The 16,518-nt window shown below is 53.6% G+C and carries 11 protein-coding genes and 2 pseudogenes; all 13 read left to right on the forward strand.

Annotation, left to right across the window (positions count from 1 at the left end; genetic code table 11):
* The first annotated feature begins 64 nt into the window (after nt 1-64).
* A complete protein-coding gene (locus ACYAS9_RS05160; protein ID WP_463567250.1) occupies nt 65-5,668 on the forward strand; it encodes a hemagglutinin repeat-containing protein in 5,604 nt (1,867 codons plus the stop codon).
* Entirely contained in the window at nt 5,665-6,231 is a 567-nt protein-coding gene (locus ACYAS9_RS05165; protein WP_463567251.1) for a hypothetical protein, read from the forward strand. The genes ACYAS9_RS05160 and ACYAS9_RS05165 overlap by 4 nt, the downstream gene beginning before the upstream one ends.
* Nucleotides 6,232-6,704: 473 nt before the next feature.
* Nucleotides 6,705-10,457 (forward strand): DUF637 domain-containing protein, encoded by a 3,753-nt coding sequence (locus ACYAS9_RS05170; protein WP_463567413.1) that lies wholly within the window; start codon nt 6,705-6,707, stop codon nt 10,455-10,457.
* A gap of 3 nt (nt 10,458-10,460) precedes the next feature.
* Nucleotides 10,461-10,916 carry a DUF7919 family protein gene (locus ACYAS9_RS05175; protein ID WP_463567252.1) on the forward strand — a complete coding sequence of 152 codons (456 nt, stop codon included), beginning with the start codon at nt 10,461-10,463 and terminating at the stop codon, nt 10,914-10,916.
* A 649-nt stretch (nt 10,917-11,565) separates the two neighbouring features.
* A complete protein-coding gene (locus ACYAS9_RS05180; RefSeq protein ID WP_463567253.1) occupies nt 11,566-11,694 on the forward strand; it encodes a hypothetical protein in 129 nt (42 codons plus the stop codon).
* A complete protein-coding gene (locus tag ACYAS9_RS05185) occupies nt 11,694-12,185 on the forward strand; it encodes a hypothetical protein (protein ID WP_463567254.1) in 492 nt (163 codons plus the stop codon). Before ACYAS9_RS05180 ends, ACYAS9_RS05185 begins: the two co-directional genes overlap by 1 nt.
* 325 nt (nt 12,186-12,510) lie before the next feature.
* Nucleotides 12,511-12,627: pseudogene (locus tag ACYAS9_RS05190) on the forward strand (hypothetical protein); the annotation flags it as partial.
* Between the two features lie 668 nt (nt 12,628-13,295).
* Nucleotides 13,296-13,589: pseudogene (locus ACYAS9_RS05195) on the forward strand (hypothetical protein); the annotation flags it as partial.
* Nucleotides 13,590-13,678: 89 nt separating this feature from the next.
* Nucleotides 13,679-14,236 carry a hypothetical protein gene (locus ACYAS9_RS05200; protein ID WP_463567255.1) on the forward strand — a complete coding sequence of 186 codons (558 nt, stop codon included), beginning with the start codon at nt 13,679-13,681 and terminating at the stop codon, nt 14,234-14,236.
* Between the two features lie 117 nt (nt 14,237-14,353).
* Complete coding sequence (locus ACYAS9_RS05205) at nt 14,354-14,716, forward strand: hypothetical protein (RefSeq protein ID WP_463567256.1); 363 nt, start codon at nt 14,354-14,356, stop codon at nt 14,714-14,716.
* A 47-nt stretch (nt 14,717-14,763) separates the two neighbouring features.
* Nucleotides 14,764-15,153 (forward strand): hypothetical protein, encoded by a 390-nt coding sequence (locus tag ACYAS9_RS05210; protein WP_463567257.1) that lies wholly within the window; start codon nt 14,764-14,766, stop codon nt 15,151-15,153.
* A 173-nt stretch (nt 15,154-15,326) separates the two neighbouring features.
* Nucleotides 15,327-15,938, forward strand: coding sequence for a hypothetical protein (locus tag ACYAS9_RS05215; protein WP_463567258.1), 612 nt, complete (start codon nt 15,327-15,329; stop codon nt 15,936-15,938).
* A gap of 16 nt (nt 15,939-15,954) precedes the next feature.
* The gene (locus tag ACYAS9_RS05220; RefSeq protein ID WP_463567414.1) at nt 15,955-16,419 is read left to right on the forward strand and encodes an Imm6 family immunity protein; all 465 of its coding nucleotides are present in this window, start codon (nt 15,955-15,957) and stop codon (nt 16,417-16,419) included.
* Nucleotides 16,420-16,518 lie beyond the last annotated feature (99 nt).

Here is a 16,518-nt window from a genome sequence, read left to right on the forward strand (position 1 = left end):
GCAAGCCGTCGTCGCCCGCACCGGTCAGCGCTTCATCAACGGCCTGACCCTCGACATCGTCTGGATGGAAGACCAGGTGGTGCGCGGCGAACACGTGCTGGTGCCGGTGCTGTACCTGGCGCAGGCCAACAACCGCCTAGCCGCCAACGGCGCACTGATTCAAGGCAACGAACTGTCGCTGATCGCCGGCAACAACCTGACCAACGTCGGCGTGCTCAAAGCTACCAGCACCTTGCAGGCCGGAGCCGGTAACAGCCTGATCAACGAAGGGCTGATTCAGACCAATGAACGCCTGAACCTGCAAGCGACCAACGATGTGCTCAATCGCGCCGGCGGCGTCATTAGCGGCCGCGATGTCAGCGTTACCGCAGTAAACGGCGATGTGAGCAACGAACGCACAGTCACCAGCCACCAAAGCGCGACCGGCGCATCGGTCTGGCGCGAAGACTTCGCCAACAGCGCGGCGCGGATCGAGGCGGCGGGGGACCTGACGGCCAGGGCCGGGCGGGATGTGAATAACTCCGGTGTCATGCAGGCCGCTGGCAACGCGACGCTGGTGGCGGGCCGCGATGTAAATGTGGTGGCGGCGCAGACCCAGGAAGGGCGCGTGAACGGGCCGAATCACACCCGCTCCAGCGTGACGCAACTGGGTGCTGAACTCAGTGCCGGGCAGAACGTGGGCGTGAAGGCGGGGCGGGATATCAATGTCACGGCCAGTCAGATCGACGCCAAGGGCGACCTGGCGCTGGCCGCCGGCAACAACCTGAACATCGCTGCGGCGGCCAACGAAAGTCATTACTACAGCAAGACCAAGAAGGTGACCGCGCAGGAAGACCACGTCAGTCAGGTGGGGAGCCAACTGACCGCTGGCGGCAGCGCGGCACTGAGCGCCGGGCAGGACATTACGCTGACGGCCAGTGGTGTGAAGGCTGGGGGTGAGGCGTATTTGTATGCCGGGAATGATTTGAGTTTGCTGGCCGCGCAAAACCACGATTATTCGTATTACTCGAAAATCAAGAAAGGCTCCTGGGGCAAGAAAAGCTACAAGATGACCGAGAGCCAGAACGACGTTGCCGTTGGCTCGATTATAGAGTCGGCCAATGACGTCGTGCTCTCTGCGACCCGCGACATCAACGGTGTCGGCGCAAACGTCACCAGCAACGGTGCATTGAGCCTGCTGGCCGGCCGCGATATCGATCTTGCCGCTGCCGATAACTACGCCAGCGAAGCGCAGGCCTCATCGAAAAAGGGATTGCTGTCTTCCAAAAGCAGTAGCAGCCATTCCAGCCAATCGACCGTCACCGGCACTGAGCTGAAAGGCCAAAGCATCAAACTGGCGGCCGACAACGATATCCGCCTGAACGCCGCCACGCTGTATGCCGAGCAGGACGCCACGCTGACCGCAGGCCGCGATGTCGAGATCAGCGCCGCACAGCAAAACAGCGCTTCTGGCAGCGCCAGCCAGTCCAACAAGTTTTCGTTCACCTGGATGGGTGAAATGTCGGTGCAGCAAAAGGCCGCCGAAAATGAACAGCGGGCTTCTGAAGTCAAAGGCAGCAGCATCAGCGCCGACACGCTGGCAATAAAAAGTGGCCGCGACGTTGCTATTCAAGGCAGCACACTGGTCACCGACGGGGATACCCGCATCGATGCCGGTCGTAATCTTGATGTGCTCAGTGCCGAGAGCAGCACCGCTTCCGACAGCAGTTCCAGCAGTAAAAAAGCCGGTGAAATTGGCAGCTGGTGGCAATCCTCACTGGGCGTCGCGAAGCTCAAGCAAAGTGATAGCAGCGACACCACCACCCAGACCGGCAGCCAGATTGCCTCGTTGGGCGGCAATGTTGCCCTGACCGCAGGCGAGCGCTATGGCCAACTGGCCAGCCAGGTCGTGGCGCCGAATGGCGATATCTCTATCGCGGCCAAGCAAGTGGATGTGGTGGCAGGCTTCGACCTGCTCAGCGCCGAGAACGCCAAAAGCGCCAACAAGACTGCGATTGGCGGCAGCATCCGGATCCCCTTGCTGGATGCAGCCAAAAACCTGAAACAAGCGGCCGAGTCCACTACCAAAACCAATGACCCGCGTATGCAGGGCTTGTCGGCTCTCAATACCGCCATGAGCGCCAAGAAAGCCTACGACGCCGGGCAGGACATTTTGCAGAATGGCATCGGCTTCAAGGTCAGCCTCAGCCTGGGCAATACCCAGAGCCGAAGTGAAAGCAGCCAGTCCGGGCAAAACGTTGTTTCAAGCAGTTTGGCCGCAGGCAGGGATGTGGATATCCGTGCAACCGGCGCAGGCAAAGACAGCACGATCAATATCGTGGGCAGTTCGATCGAGGCCGGCAATGATGTGCGCCTGACCTCCGATGGCGATATCAACCTCCAGTCTGCCCAGAATACGGCTAAGCAAGAGGGCTCCAACAGCAACAGCGGCTGGAGCATCGGGATTGGTTTCACCGTCGGCGGCACGCAAAACGGCTTCACTCTGGATCTGGCCGCCAACAAAGGTCAGGGTAAATCCGATGGTGACGATGTCACGCAAACCAATACCCATATCAAGGCTGGTAACACCGCAACGCTGGACAGTGGCCGCGACACTAACCTGAAGGGCGCGGTGGTATCGGCCCGTCAGGTACAGGCCAATGTCGGCGGCGACCTGAATATTGAAAGCTTGCAGGACACCAGCAAGTACACGTCCAAACAGACGGATGCCAGTGTTGGCATCAGCATTTGTATTCCGCCGTTTTGCGTCGGTATTCCCGGCAGCACAGCCATTACTGCCAGTGGCAGCGCGGGCTTCAATCAGCAAAAAATGCAGAGCGATTACGCCAGTGTCGCCGAGCAGACCGGCATCAAGGCCGGCGATGGCGGTTTCCAGGTCGAGGTCAAAGGCAATACAGACTTGATCGGCGGCGTGATTGCGAGCAGCGATCAAGCAACGGCGCGCGGGCTCAATACGCTGACTACCGGCACCCTGACGTCTTCCGACATCAAGAACAAAGCTGACTACGATGCCAGCAGCATTGGCTTGAGCGGCGGCGTCGGCGGCACCTTGGGTCGTGATGCAGACAACAATATTCAAGCCGGAGCGCCAGGCCCGACGCCGACAAGTATTGGTAACGTCAGTGCAAACGCGCCTGTCGCCTTGATCGCCAGCGGTGATTCCAGCAGCAAGACCCGCAGCGGTATCAGCGGTGCGACCGTCAACATCACCAACGAAACGGGCCAACGCGCCCTGACCGGCGCAAGCGCCGCCGAAACGGTCGCCGGTATCAATACCGACGTGTCCAGCGAGCGCGATGGTACCAACAAGCTCAAGCCGATTTTCGACGCCGAAGAAATTCAGACGAATTTCGAGATCACCAGCACATTCGTCAAAAACGTCGGCGTGTTCCTGGAAGACCGTGCCAACGAGGTCAAAGCCAAAAACAATGAGGCTGAAAAAGAACTGGTTGCCTCCCAGAACCCCAACCGTTCGCTGGAGGATCGGCAAGCCAGCCGCGACAGGTACCTGACCCTCAAGGAAGAGGCCCGCGAAACCAACAACGACTGGGGCGCCGGAGGCACCTACCGTCAGATCGCCACCGCACTGACCGCCGGCATCTCCGGCAACGTGACCGGCGGCGCCAGCCAGTTCGCGCAGAACATGGTGGTCAACTACCTCCAGCAACAAGGCTCGGCCGCCATTGGCGACATGGTCAGGGATGGACTGGGAGAAGGCAGCCCGGAACACGCCGCACTGCACGCCATCCTCGGTTGCGCAGGTGCAGCGGCCAGCCGACAAAGTTGCTCCGCCGGCGCCATGGGCGGTGCGGCATCAAGCTTGCTGACCCATCTGTTCAGCGAAACCAGCGCCGATGAGTCTTCACCGGAACGCGAAGCCAAACGCAACGTCATCGCCAGCCTGGTGACAGGTATTGCGGGCATGACCAGCCCATCTACGGCGGCGACGGCCAGTAATGCCGCGGCTGCCAATGTGGATAACAACTGGCTGGCGACGCAGCAGGAGTTGCAGTACCGCAAGGAAATGGATCAAGCCTCTACATCGCTTGAGCAACTGGCTGTCTGGGCCAAGTGGGAAAAGACCTCACTCAGGCAGGACGTACTGACGGGCACAGGCGCGGCCAAAGGCTTCACAGAGGGCATGGCCGGTATGGGGCTGGACACCTTGAACAGCGCCGTCGGGTTCATGCGCGATCCGAAGGAAAGTTTCAAGGCCGCCAAAGAGTTCATTACCTCCCCTGAAGCCCAGAGGCAGTTGGGCCAGCAGTTGGCTGCCACCCTGGAGAAGCAGGTCAGGGAGATCGAAGTCGAGCTTGATCAGGGCGGCGACGCTCACGCCGAAGAACTCGGCAAGAAAATGGGGCAGACCTATGCCCTGGTGATCGGGACGATTGCCAGCGGCGGTGGCGGTAATGCTGCCAAATCCATGAACCTTGCGAAAATCGGGATCAATCTTCCCAGCAAAAGTGTTGAGGCGCTTGGCACTGCGGTGAAGCTGGATCACGTCAAGGACGAGATCGCCACGCTTGGGAAGGTGGGGCGTGATGCGGATGTGCCGGTTATTGAAACTGTTGCAGGCACAGCCGCGCAGGCAAAGAAGGATGTCGAGTCTGGCCTTGATTTATTACTCAGTGACCGTGCCAAGGCTCTGGCAGAGCAAAATGCAGATCGAAAACTCTCGCTATACGGGCCATGCTGCTTTGCAGCGGGCACCAAAGTATCGACTCCAAGCGGCGAGCGCGCGATCGAGACGCTCAAAGTGGGCGACATCGTCTGGAGCAAGCCAGAAAAAGGCGGTAAACCATTCGCCGCTGCCATCCTGGCCACGCATGTTCGTTCCGATCAGCCGATTTATAAGCTCAAACTCAAGGGTGTAGACGAAGACGGCAAGGTCAGGAACGAAACGCTGCTGGTGACTCCAGGGCATCCGTTCTATGTAGCGGCCAGGAAAGACTTTGTTCCCGTCATTGATCTCAAGTCGGGAGATCAACTGCAGTCACTGGCGGACGGTGCGACCGAGAACACCTCATCCGAGGTTGAATCGCTGGAGCTTTACGCACCGGTAGGCAAGACGTATAACCTGACAGTCGATGTTGGCCATACGTTCTATGTCGGTGAGCTTAAGACGTGGGTTCATAACACCGGAAATTGCTGGCTTCCGGATGGGACGCTAGGGTACGTCGAAGCGACGCCGGACATACCAGCTACCTCTATGGCTGCACGGATAGGCTTACGCGAAGATCTTGCAGCACAAGCAGGAATTCCTCGAAATATGGTTGAGGTGCCTGCGAATATTTGGGGTGCATCTATCGACGATATTTTGCAGTCGTTTAAGATGGATGGAGCGACGCTAACATATAAGCCACCTAAGCGTGATTCGTCGGGTAATGCTCAGGTATACAAGGTTGAAGGTGGCACGACTGGAATCAAAGAGGTTCAGTACAGCCCGTCAACTGTTGGTAAGGACGTCAAGTCAGAGCACGTAGGTGAGTATTATAAGATTACGTACGTTGATGGTAGCAAGGTGAAAATAGTTGACCCGCTTGTTTATAGACCAAGTTTTTCTGGGCCTTCAAAGCCAATCTATGATGCCAATACTGTATGTTTGAATCCGCAAGGCCAGAAAGTAATATTTAATCCCTCAACGAATACGTGGATTGAAAGATGATGATTTCAGAGGTTTTTTTCATAGATTGGCATGCGCCTATAGTTCCAGCGGTATCTCTTGCGGGGATCCCGCTGGGTGTCCATTTTTCTGAATTGGAGACTGTGTTAGATAGTTACTTGGTTGATGAAAAAAACTCTCTCTATAGATTTGTCGGTTCGCCAGTTTTAAAGATGCACAAGAGTAAGCTGGATCCGTCAGGGGGGGGTGGAATGTCTTTTTCAGTCTTTGATGATTCTGTAGTTAATAAGCTCAAGCGGGGTATCCCTGCCTTATCAGTTTTAATTAGAGATGAGAAAATATATGCCGTAAAGATTTATGATTTTAGCTTCCCTGGCGATTTAGCGGAAAAGCTTGTTTATAAAGGATGTTTGCCAGGTGGGATAAGGTTGGGGAGTGCTGTTGCAGAGATGCTACTGCTTACGGAATTAGAGTTTGATGAGGCTGAAGAGTGGTTTTATACTGATTCTGACTATGGCGTTATTGAAGTTTCAGGATGGGGGGTTCCACTCTCGGATGAGTCAGAGCAACTTGTTACGGCTATATGTGTGATTCCTAATTCGTAAGATTGATTCATTCAGGGCACGAAAGCGAAATAGTATGTTTTGCTTCACGCAAGGGTGCTCTTGTTGAAGGGAAATACAGGTATGAACTGTAAGGGCAGGTAGTTGGTTTGGCCTTAAGTGGTAGTAATTAATCGGTTTTTTAGCGCTGGTGATGGTTCGCTCTTTAAAAACGTACCGTGATATAGCTGTTGTCACAGTGTGAGCGAGTACGCCGTTACTATCCATCAGAATGCGCCAACAGCAGCCAGCCACACCGCTACCTGATCGAAACCAACCCGGCGCTGACCGACCTGCGCCAGTTCCTCAGCTCCAGCTACCTGCTCGATGGCCTGGGCCTGGACGCCGACACCGCCTGGAAACGCCTGGGCGACGGCTATTACGAACAACGCCTGATCCAGCAAGCCGTCGTCGCCCGCACCGGGCAGCGCTTCATCAATGGCCTGACCAGCGACGAAGCGGTGTTCAAGTACCTGATGGACAACGCCATTGCCAGCCAGTCGGCGCTGAACCTCAGCGTCGGCGTCGGCCTGTCCGGCGAACAAGTCGCGGCACTGACCCACGACATCGTCTGGATGGAAGACCAGGTCGTGCGCGGCGAACACGTGCTGGTGCCGGTGCTGTACCTGGCGCAAGCCAACAACCGCCTGGCCGCCAACGGCGCGCTGATTCAAGGCAACGAACTGTCGCTGATCGCCGGCAACAACCTGACCAACGTCGGCGTGCTCAAGGCCACCAGCACCTTGCAGGCCGGGGCCGGCAACAGCCTGATCAACGAAGGGCTGATTCAGACCAACGAGCGTCTGAACCTGCAAGCCACCAACGATGTACTCAATCGCGCCGGCGGCGTCATTAGCGGCCGCGATGTCAGCGTTACCGCAGTAAACGGCGATGTGAGCAACGAACGCACAGTCACCAGCCACCAAAGCGCGACCGGCGCATCCGTCTGGCGCGAAGACTTCGCCAACAGTGCGGCGCGGATCGAGGCGGCGGGGGACCTGACGGCCAGGGCCGGGCGGGATGTGAATAACTCCGGTGTCATGCAGGCCGCTGGCAACGCGACGCTGGTGGCGGGCAGCGATGTAAATGTGGTGGCGGCGCAGACCCAGGAAGGGCGTGTGGACGGGCCGAACCACACCCGCTCCAGCGTGACGCAACTGGGTGCTGAACTCAGTGCCGGGCAGAACGTAGGCGTGAAGGCGGGGCGGGATATTAATGTGACGGCCAGCCAGATCGACGCCAAGGGCGACCTGGCGCTGGCCGCCGGCAGCAACCTGAACATCGCTGCGGCGGCCAACGAAAGTCATTACTACAGCAAGACCAAAAAGGTGACCGCGCAGGAAGACCACGTCAGTCAGGTGGGTAGCCAACTGACCGCTGGCGGTAGTGCGGCACTGAGCGCCGGACAGGACATTACGCTGACGGCCAGTGGCGTGAAGACTGGGGGTGAGGCGTATCTGTATGCCGGCAATGAGCTGAATCTGCTGGCGGCACAGGATTACGACTACTCGCTGTACGACATGAAGAAAAAAGGCAGCTTCGGCGCGAAGAAAACCCAGCGCGACGAAGTGACCGACATTCGTCATGTCGGCAGCCAGATCACCACCGGCGGCGATCTGCTGCTGGCCAGCGAAGGCAATCAACGCTACCAGGCCGCGAAGCTCAACAGCGGCAACGACCTGACGCTGCAAAGCGGTGGCGCGATTGCTTTCGAAGGCGTGAAGGATCTGCATCAGGAGAGCCACGAGAAGAGCAAAAGCGACCTGGCCTGGAACAGCATGAAGGGCAAGGGCAGCACGGACGAGACCTTGCGTCAGAGCCAGATTATCGCTCAGGGCGAAGTGGCGATTCGGGCGGTGGAAGGGCTGCAGATCGACGTGAAACAGGTCGACCAGCAGACCGTGAGCCAAGCCATTGATGCGATGGTCAAGGCTGATCCGCAACTGGCGTGGTTGAAGGAAGCCGAAAAACGCGGGGATGTGGATTGGCGGCAGGTGAAGGAGGTGCATGACTCCTTCAAGTACAGCCATTCGGGGCTGGGCCAGGGCGCCATGCTGGCGATCATTATCATCGTGACAGTGGTTACGGCAGGCGCGGGTACTTTTGCCGCTGCGGGTACTGCGGCTGGAGGCGCGGCGACCGGTGCAGCAGGGGCCGCTGCCAGTGCAGCCGGGGCGAGTATTTCCGCTGCCACAGTCACTGCAATTGGTGCCGCCGCTGAGGCGGCAACAGTGGCAGGCCTGACGTCCATGACCTCTCAAGCTGTCATCAGCACGATTAACAACAAAGGCAATCTGGGCGCAGCGTTCAAGGACACATTCAGCAGCGACAGTTTGAAAAATGCGGCCGTTTCAAGTCTCGCCGCTGGCTTCACAGCTGGTGTCATAGACCCTCAGCTTGGCGGAAAAACCGAGCCGTTCAATAACCTGACCAAGGGTTTTGATCTGTCCACGCCTGCAGGCATGGGTGGTTTTGCTCTGCATTCCGGCGCACAGGGTCTGGCTTCCGGCACGATCAATACCGCCATTAAAGGCGGCAGCCTGAGCGACAACCTTGCTGATGGTCTGGTCAGTCAGGCCGCGAACGTGGCGGCTGCACTGGCTTTCTATCAGGTGGGCAGTTTTGCAGAGCGCCAACGCCTGCAAGCGCAGTCAGAAAACAATCTGGCGGCAATGGACTTCTGGAAAGAAGGCGGCGCAGGGCGGGTGTCGCTGCACGCCTTGATGGGCGGCGCGGTGTCCTCGGCCACCGGTGGTGACTTCACCAGTGGCGCTGTAGCCGCCGGAGCCAGTCAGGCATTGGCCGGGGAACTGAGTGAGGTGTTTGCCAGCCAGCCAGAAATTCGTCAGGGCGCTGCGCAACTGGTCGGCCTGACCGCTGCGGCTCTGGCAGGTGCTGATGTAGAGAAGGCGGCCTGGGTGTCGCAAATGGCCGATCAATACAACCGGCAACTGCACCCGGATGAAATTCCGCTGCTGCAAAAACAGGCCGACAGCCTGGCAAAAGAGGCTGGCATCAGTCCGGCTGAAGCCGAAGCGCGTCTGGCAAAGGCATTGATCTACTACACCGACAAGGACTGGAACAGCACGCTCAGTGCACAAGGTTTTACGCCGGATGCTGTGACTGTCGAGCACTTGGGAATTGCGCTGGCACCCAAAGGCAATACTTACGCTGCCGTTTCAGACATTCCCGTGACAGGCCCCGAAAGAACCTACACGCCGGCCGAGACGGCTGCGCTGATTACCGATTATCACAATGCCAATGCGCTGGATTATGGAAACAGCAAAGGTAACATTCTGAGCTTCATGGACTCGTCCTCTGATCTAGGAAAGCCATTTGCATACAGCAGCTTTTATGACAAAAACCTGGACGTTGACCCTGGGGTCGGTACGCAGATCCTGGGTACGCTGACAGGATACGGTCAAGGAATAGGCCAGGCAGGCTGGAATACCCTTGCAGGTACATGGGCATTGCTCAGCCACCCGGTAGACAGCGCAGATCAGATCGCCAATGGTCTGGTTGGCATGACCAAGCACCCGCTGGAGAGCGCAGTGGGTGCCTTATCGGGGTTTAATGAAGCGCAGCAAACCCGCTTGGCCATGCAGAGGGTTTATGAGCTGCAGGGCAACTATGCTGCCAGCACGGCATTGAAGACGGAAAACAACACGGAGTGGGCCCTTGCCTTGGTACCCAGTAATCGTGTCAAGGCACTGGCAGAGCTGGGGGCTGGTGGGAAAGCGGGTAAGCTAAATTTTGCAGAAGAAATAAATTTAGATAAAATAGAGAGGTCCTTCCTTGGAAGTAGTGAAGGGCATATATATGCGGAAAGTGTAACGCCTGGGGGCACGGGAACTGCATTTGCTGGGCATGGTGAATATGTCTATGGTGCAGGAAGTATGACTGTGCCATCTGGCACGGCAATAACTATTCCGAGAGAGGGAATAAAGATTCTTGATGAGACGGGTAGATATATAGAGGCTGGGGACTGGGCCGGATTAGCTCGTGCAGCTTCAATTAACCCTCGGATCGCTGATGATATTGAAGGGATGGCAACTTGGCTTCCTGGCAGCAAAGTACCAAATTATATTTTGAGCGCTCCAAATAACCCGCCGCTAAATATTCTCGAAAACTCTACCACGGTGGAATCTGCAACGCATTTAGACATGTTGTTAAAGCGTGATATGGGGTGTGTACAGTGGGCGGCATGTACATTTTACAAAAGGAGATAGGCAGTGATTTATCTGGATATGACTAGCTATAGGCACTTTCTTCAAAAGCCATTGAGCAGCGTGAATAATGTAGGCTGGCTGAGTGCTGAATATGACTTTAATCAGGGAGAGGTCAGTCCGTTTTTCTTGCAAAAATTGCGTGATGCTATCATTGGAGATAAGTTCTTCAATGCCCAAGTGAACCGGATGCGCTCTGCATCGCCTTGTCCGCTCTGCGACCGTAGTGCAATTGAAGTTAATAGTGATCATGGTCGGGAGTTTTTAGGCGCTGCCGAGCTATGGATTCCAGCGATTAAAGAGGGGGTCTATTATGCAGCGCCAACGCTTATCATACATTATATTTCTGAGCACTTTTATTTGCCTCCGCTGGAGTTTATTGAAGCCTTGGTGAAATTGGATATGTCCACACCTTATGTTGCACAGGACCACTATTTGAAGGAGGTTCAGGGCTGTTTTTAAGAGGGGGAAAAGAGTGTAGAGAAAAGCAGGCTGGGACTGGTGGGGCTTGGAACGTTTTGGGCGAGGCTATTAGTTTAATGTGGTAAAGCAATTCACTCCCACAACTTGCGGTGCTGCCTATGGTGAGAGGCTGTTGAAGGATCAAGGCGTTCTTACTTCTCGAGTTGATCTTGGAATCTCCGTTTACTTCCATGAACTTCTTGACGAGAAAATTGAATACAGTTGATTATTGCTACTAGCGGATCTTTAAAAACCTAATCTCCACAGATGCTGAGGCGGGTATGCCTTATACGCATCCGGTTAAAGTAGTAAGCGGTGCAAATAATGCAGCCGCAGAAATTGGAGTCCCTGTTTCCAGATCGAAAAACCCGCTCAGCCCTGTTCTGGAGCACGATGCGTACGGGAATGAAATCATGTATCGCACAATGTCTAAAGAACAGTATTTGCAGTTTACAGAATCTGGTAAGTTACCGCCTACTACAGAAACTTCAATTTCGCCCTCTGTGCTATATTCGTCAAAATATGACGGTGTGACGGTAAAATCACGGTAGCGCCGGGAACATCCGATGCTCTTCAAGAAATTGGAATTGCAGCAAATAAACCGGTAGCTATTCAGTTTCCTAATATGTCAACTCAGACAGGAAGTTGGATGCAAACAAATGCGCGCTTCAAAGTTGAGGGCGGACAGATGACGACGCAGCTTGGGCAAGGCAAGGCTATCGATATCCTCAATCAGAACATTGTGGACTTTGCGTTGGCCCCTAAAGGAGATCATTGATGTTGTTGTGCTTAGAAAATGCGAGCGGGCCGATGAAGTTGGTATATAAGCACTCCGAAAAGCTAAAGGCTGACCCGGAGCGGGTTGCAGCGGCACAAGCGCTTACAGTCAATCAATCTAAACCCGCACTAGGACTTAAAGGCACATATGGGCTTTATGGGTCGCCAGAGTGGTGGGTAAATATCCAACAGCGAAAAATGCCGTTATTGTTCGTTTCTGGTATCGTTCACCGTGCGTATGTCGCAGGCCAGGACAGCGGCAACGAAAATAATGGTATCGATTTGCTTTTGGATGATGGCTCAGTTCGTGCTGAAGGTATCTATGTCAACGATAAGACGGATATTTCACTCTTCCGAGTTGGATGCCGAGTGCAGATTGTTTTTGCTCTAGATGAATTAAAAAAACAGCCTGCACCGGACGGCGGCATAAACTATTTGGAAGTTCCGTTAGAAATGGCGGTTTCATTGGAGCCTGTCACCACATCTGTCTAGAGTAAAAGGCAAAGGGTGCGTCCTTTGGTGCAAAAGAGGCTGTCGCCGCCAATGAATTAGCAAGATTATCTGAGCGGGCGGTGCAAGTTCGCTCGGAGCTGAATATTGGGAGTGGTAGGAATATTGCTGTTGCTGAGTATTCAATCGATGGTCGAAGCGCTGAGCTTGTAGGAGTAAGCGGGGCAGCGAAGCGCTCTGGAACGGTCGACGTCCCTGAAAAGCAGGTATTCGACACAATACAAACTGGTAATAATCCAAGGACAATGGACTCAGAGTATAAAATATTGTCGCATTTGGCAGATAAGCTAACCCCTCGTCGCAAGGGGTCGTGAATATTTACTCAGAGCTCCCAGTCTGCGTTTCATGCAGTGGGGTTGTAAGTCAGTCTCAACAAAGGTTCCCGGGTGTGCATATTAACGTAGAAACAGGAAAGCCAAGATGAAAAAATTCGGGATATTTTTCATGAGTTGGTGCTGAGAGGAGTGATTTTAGAATCTGATCTTGTTGGTTGCTCTGATGTGGATATTGCTTTGGTTGAGCAATATTTTGGTTGTAAGGCTCCGTTAGCATATCGTGAGTTTTTGACGGTTGCGGGGCGTTCGGCTGGTAAGATTTTTTTGTGGTGTAGATATATTTTATCCGAGATTACTTGGCCTGAAGTTCGAGGCGGAAGAGTTGCTTGATGAGTTAGGTCTATCTGGTTTGCTGCCTGCGGATGCTAAGTTGTTCTGCATGCATCAAGGGTATGAAATTAATTATTTTCTACCGATCTCTGACGACCCACCAGTCTTTCAATTTTTCGAAGGTCAGAGCTCGACAACTAAAGCTTGGGATAGTTTTTCAGGCTTTTTAATTAAGTCGATAGAAGATCATCTTTTACAATGGCCTGACTTGAATTAGCACGGGCGGCCGCAAAAATCGAGTGCAATATCTCTGCGTAAGTTTGATTTGAAAGTTTGTTTTGATCTTTAAAAATTAATGATGTGAAGATATGAGTGTTGTGGGTAATGTTGTTGGCAGGCTATCAAGTCGTAGCCTGCCTTTTAGACAAGCCTTCACAAAAACATCGGTCGCGATGCGGATAATAACTTGCAAACCGGTATATCAGGCCAGCCACACCGCTACCTGATCTACACCAACCCGGCACTGACCGACCTGCGCCAGTTCCTCAGCTCCAGCTACCTGCTCGACGGTCTGGGCAAGAGTCTCGACATCAACGCCGACAACGCCTGGAAACGCCTCGGCGACGGCTACTACGAACAACGCCTGATCCAGCAAGCCGTCGTCGCCCGCACCGGGCAGCGCTTCATCAACGGCCTGACCAGCGACGAAGCGATGTTCAAGTACCTGATGGACAACGCCATCGCCAGCCAGTCGGCGCTGAACCTCAGCTTCAGCCTGTCAACCTCACCAACGTCGGCATACACATGTCGTACTACACGCTATCCTCTGTTGCGCAGGTGAAGTGGCCAACCGCCGTAGGCAAAGACAGTATGATCAATAGCCAGATGAGTTTTGAGCACAAAGCTTTCATTTTTGATATCGACAGCTTTAGTCATGAGCTTAAGCCACTGCTAGAGGCTGCTTTACGATCGGGAGCGATCGAGCCAATACGAAAATTTATTGTGCATAATAAGCAGCTTTTAGTTGATCCTTATGAAGGCGAATCGCTGGGTGATAATTGGGAGGGCATGATTGAGTGTGCGGATGTTCATCAATATGGCGATTTTGCGCTTACGAAATATTATTCACCCTTGAATGATCGAGGGGTAGGTTTTGAATGGGGGAGTTTGCAAGAGCAGATATCCCGGAATGGCAGACTAAATTTTCTGCCGTTTTTAGGCACGCCAGTTGGCGTGGATGGCTGCTTTTTTGATCCAGGAAAGATGGGGTCTTATTTTCAAGGTGGAAATAATCTGGTTAAAATCTTGAGTGAGCTTAGAGCGTTTGAGTCTGAGCTCCGAGGCGAACTGTTTGGTAATTTAGTGAGGTACAGGTGTTTGCTTGAACAAGCCGTAAGTGAGCGGAAGGGGGTTTACATAACCTTTTGATCTGATAGACGAGACGTCATCAGCTGTGAATGGCAGGTGTTACATTTTAAACAGTACTTTCGGTTTTTTCAGGCTGTTAGTTTCTTCGGTTTCTGTAAGCCGTTGCGAGGTTTTAGAGTGGTTGATGTTATGGGGGAGTTTGACAGGCTTTGCAGTGAGGCGATGGCTGCTTATGATGAGGGGTTGGAGTTTTCCTATGAGGAGGCATTATTAAGGATTTTAGATTTCGTCAAGGAAAATCCAGCCAATAAAAAAGAGTTTGTAAGTGAGTTCAAGTCTATTTTGATGTCGGCCAACTCACCGTTTGAGGCGGTCGCATTTTGCATGCGAGAGCTTCAGTGGTCTGAAATAAAAGAATTTGTTGTTTTACATATGGATCCTGCACATGACCCTCGTAGTGAGGGTCTACGAAGTGCATTGACAGCCTATGACGAATTTTGGCCAGATGCTGATATGTACACGTACTACGAGATGAGGTGATATTCGCTCGGCGTAAACGTTAATGCTGTTTTGGTTGGGGGGTGAAAATGGATGTTGGCGATTTTTTTGAATCTGCAGGTTGGTTGGCTATTATCGATTTTAGGCTTTTTTTGTTGCCTGTAAACTATTCTGAAAATGATGAGGTTGATAGTAAGGTTGAAATATCCAGCCCTGAATTAATATTTGCTGTCATTGATAAGGTTCTTCCCTTGGGAGGTGGTAAGAGTTTTGTATTTCATAAGTCGGAGGCTTCGGGCTTCGTAATACAGATTTCGCCGGTAAAGATTAAGTTGACGGCCTTGTCTGTAGAGGAGAGGGGGCATGGTTTTGTTTGTGTAGATGTCAGTGATGTCTCTATTGAATCGTGTAGGCCTCGCTATCAAAAACTACTTAAAAGCAAAAACATTAAGTCGGGTGACTGGCTGGATTATGTCTGATTAGGCTCTTTTCTGAGGCCGGAAATAGTCTGGTTGGTTGTAGAGAATTTTTTCAACGATCCACAGCAGAAATCAGAACGTATACAGTGGATTGCGTCTAACGATATTGTCTGGTCAGGCAATAGCTGAAAATTCTCAAACAATAAAGCTCGAAACGCTAAGCAGGGCATCTGATGAATCACTCAATCCAGACAATCCATGCGCTTCCCTCCATCGAACGTATCAAGCACGTCAGCCAGGCGCTTGCGCTGCTGGATGCGATCATCATGCCCGAGTGGCAATACCGGTATTTCTCATTCAACTGCAATTGGGATGGCGCCGGTCAAGAAATGATGGCGTCGATGAGGGACGGTTCAGGGGCGGAGTACTTCCTGCATTTCAGTCATGAAGGCGTTGCCGGAAAGGCCGCGAGTGGATCGCTGTTGCCGGATGCTCCCAGGCATCTGAGCGCAATGCCTGAGAGGTTCCAGGGTTTCAAATCCGAGCCAGCTTTTTCCACCGAACATGCAAGCCTGTTTTTCTGGAGAGGTGCGGATCAACCCTCGTGGTCGGTATCACCGGATACGTTGGGCCTCTATCCATTGCTGGGTTTTCTGGTGGATGGCGTCGATGCTTACAAGAAGCTGGTTGAGGATTACTACGAAGAACACCTTGATGCGAATGCCATCGAGCAGGTGTTCGCTTCATTAAGCGTGACTGAGCACCAGTTGCGCGAGCTTAACCCTGATCTGAGCCTTGAGGATCTGGCAGAGGACGCTCAAGAGATTTTGGGGCGAGTTCTTTAGGAGCACTAAGGTTGTGATGGATAAACAAGCGATTTCAAGACAGGTCAGCGAAATGCCGTGGATCAAGAAGGCCGCTCTCTTTCTGCTGATACTTGACCACGCGCTGGAAAACATCACTTCATCCACGAATACACATGAAACCTGCAAAGAGGCCATCGATCTTTGCTGGCAATGGCTGTCTGACCGCAACGTGACGGGGGAGGCGCTGGCGCACTACCTCGATTCCGACGAGCTGCAAGATGGCCCGTTGGCAGAAAGTAATTTTGCCAACGGCAGTGTCGAACAGGACAGCCTGATTCTGATTGTGCTGGTTATCGGGTTTTTTGCTCATCAGGCTTACAAGGTGTCAGGCGAGCACGCAAAGATGTCAGCCTCGCTGTGCGAAGCCGATGAAGGTGCTGCGCAGTACATTGTCGAGTTCATTGACAAGGTGGGTTTGCTGGATGTGCTGGGTGTTCACTTGCCCGCGGCCCACACATAAACCGTCACTGTCGCCCACCGATAATCACCGCCCCGTTTGCCGCTTACCGGGCGTTTCGCCATAATCCTTGCCTTGACACCGTTTCGCAGACTTAGCAGG

Source organism: Pseudomonas sp. HP_08 (assembly GCF_055284095.1).

Excerpts from the sequence above, each read along its gene's own strand:
- ACYAS9_RS05160 (WP_463567250.1), top strand. The coding sequence starts at position 65 with ATGGAAGACCAGGTGGTGCGCGGCGAACACGTGCTGGTGCCGGTGCTG.
- ACYAS9_RS05165 (WP_463567251.1), top strand. The coding sequence starts at position 5,665 with ATGATGATTTCAGAGGTTTTTTTCATAGATTGGCATGCGCCTATAGTT.
- ACYAS9_RS05170 (WP_463567413.1), top strand. The coding sequence starts at position 6,705 with ATGGACAACGCCATTGCCAGCCAGTCGGCGCTGAACCTCAGCGTCGGC.
- ACYAS9_RS05180 (WP_463567253.1), top strand. The coding sequence starts at position 11,566 with ATGCAAACAAATGCGCGCTTCAAAGTTGAGGGCGGACAGATGACGACG.
- ACYAS9_RS05185 (WP_463567254.1), top strand. The coding sequence starts at position 11,694 with ATGTTGTTGTGCTTAGAAAATGCGAGCGGGCCGATGAAGTTGGTATAT.
- ACYAS9_RS05200 (WP_463567255.1), top strand. The coding sequence starts at position 13,679 with ATGATCAATAGCCAGATGAGTTTTGAGCACAAAGCTTTCATTTTTGAT.
- ACYAS9_RS05210 (WP_463567257.1), top strand. The coding sequence starts at position 14,764 with ATGGATGTTGGCGATTTTTTTGAATCTGCAGGTTGGTTGGCTATTATC.
- ACYAS9_RS05215 (WP_463567258.1), top strand. The coding sequence starts at position 15,327 with ATGAATCACTCAATCCAGACAATCCATGCGCTTCCCTCCATCGAACGT.
- ACYAS9_RS05220 (WP_463567414.1), top strand. The coding sequence starts at position 15,955 with ATGGATAAACAAGCGATTTCAAGACAGGTCAGCGAAATGCCGTGGATC.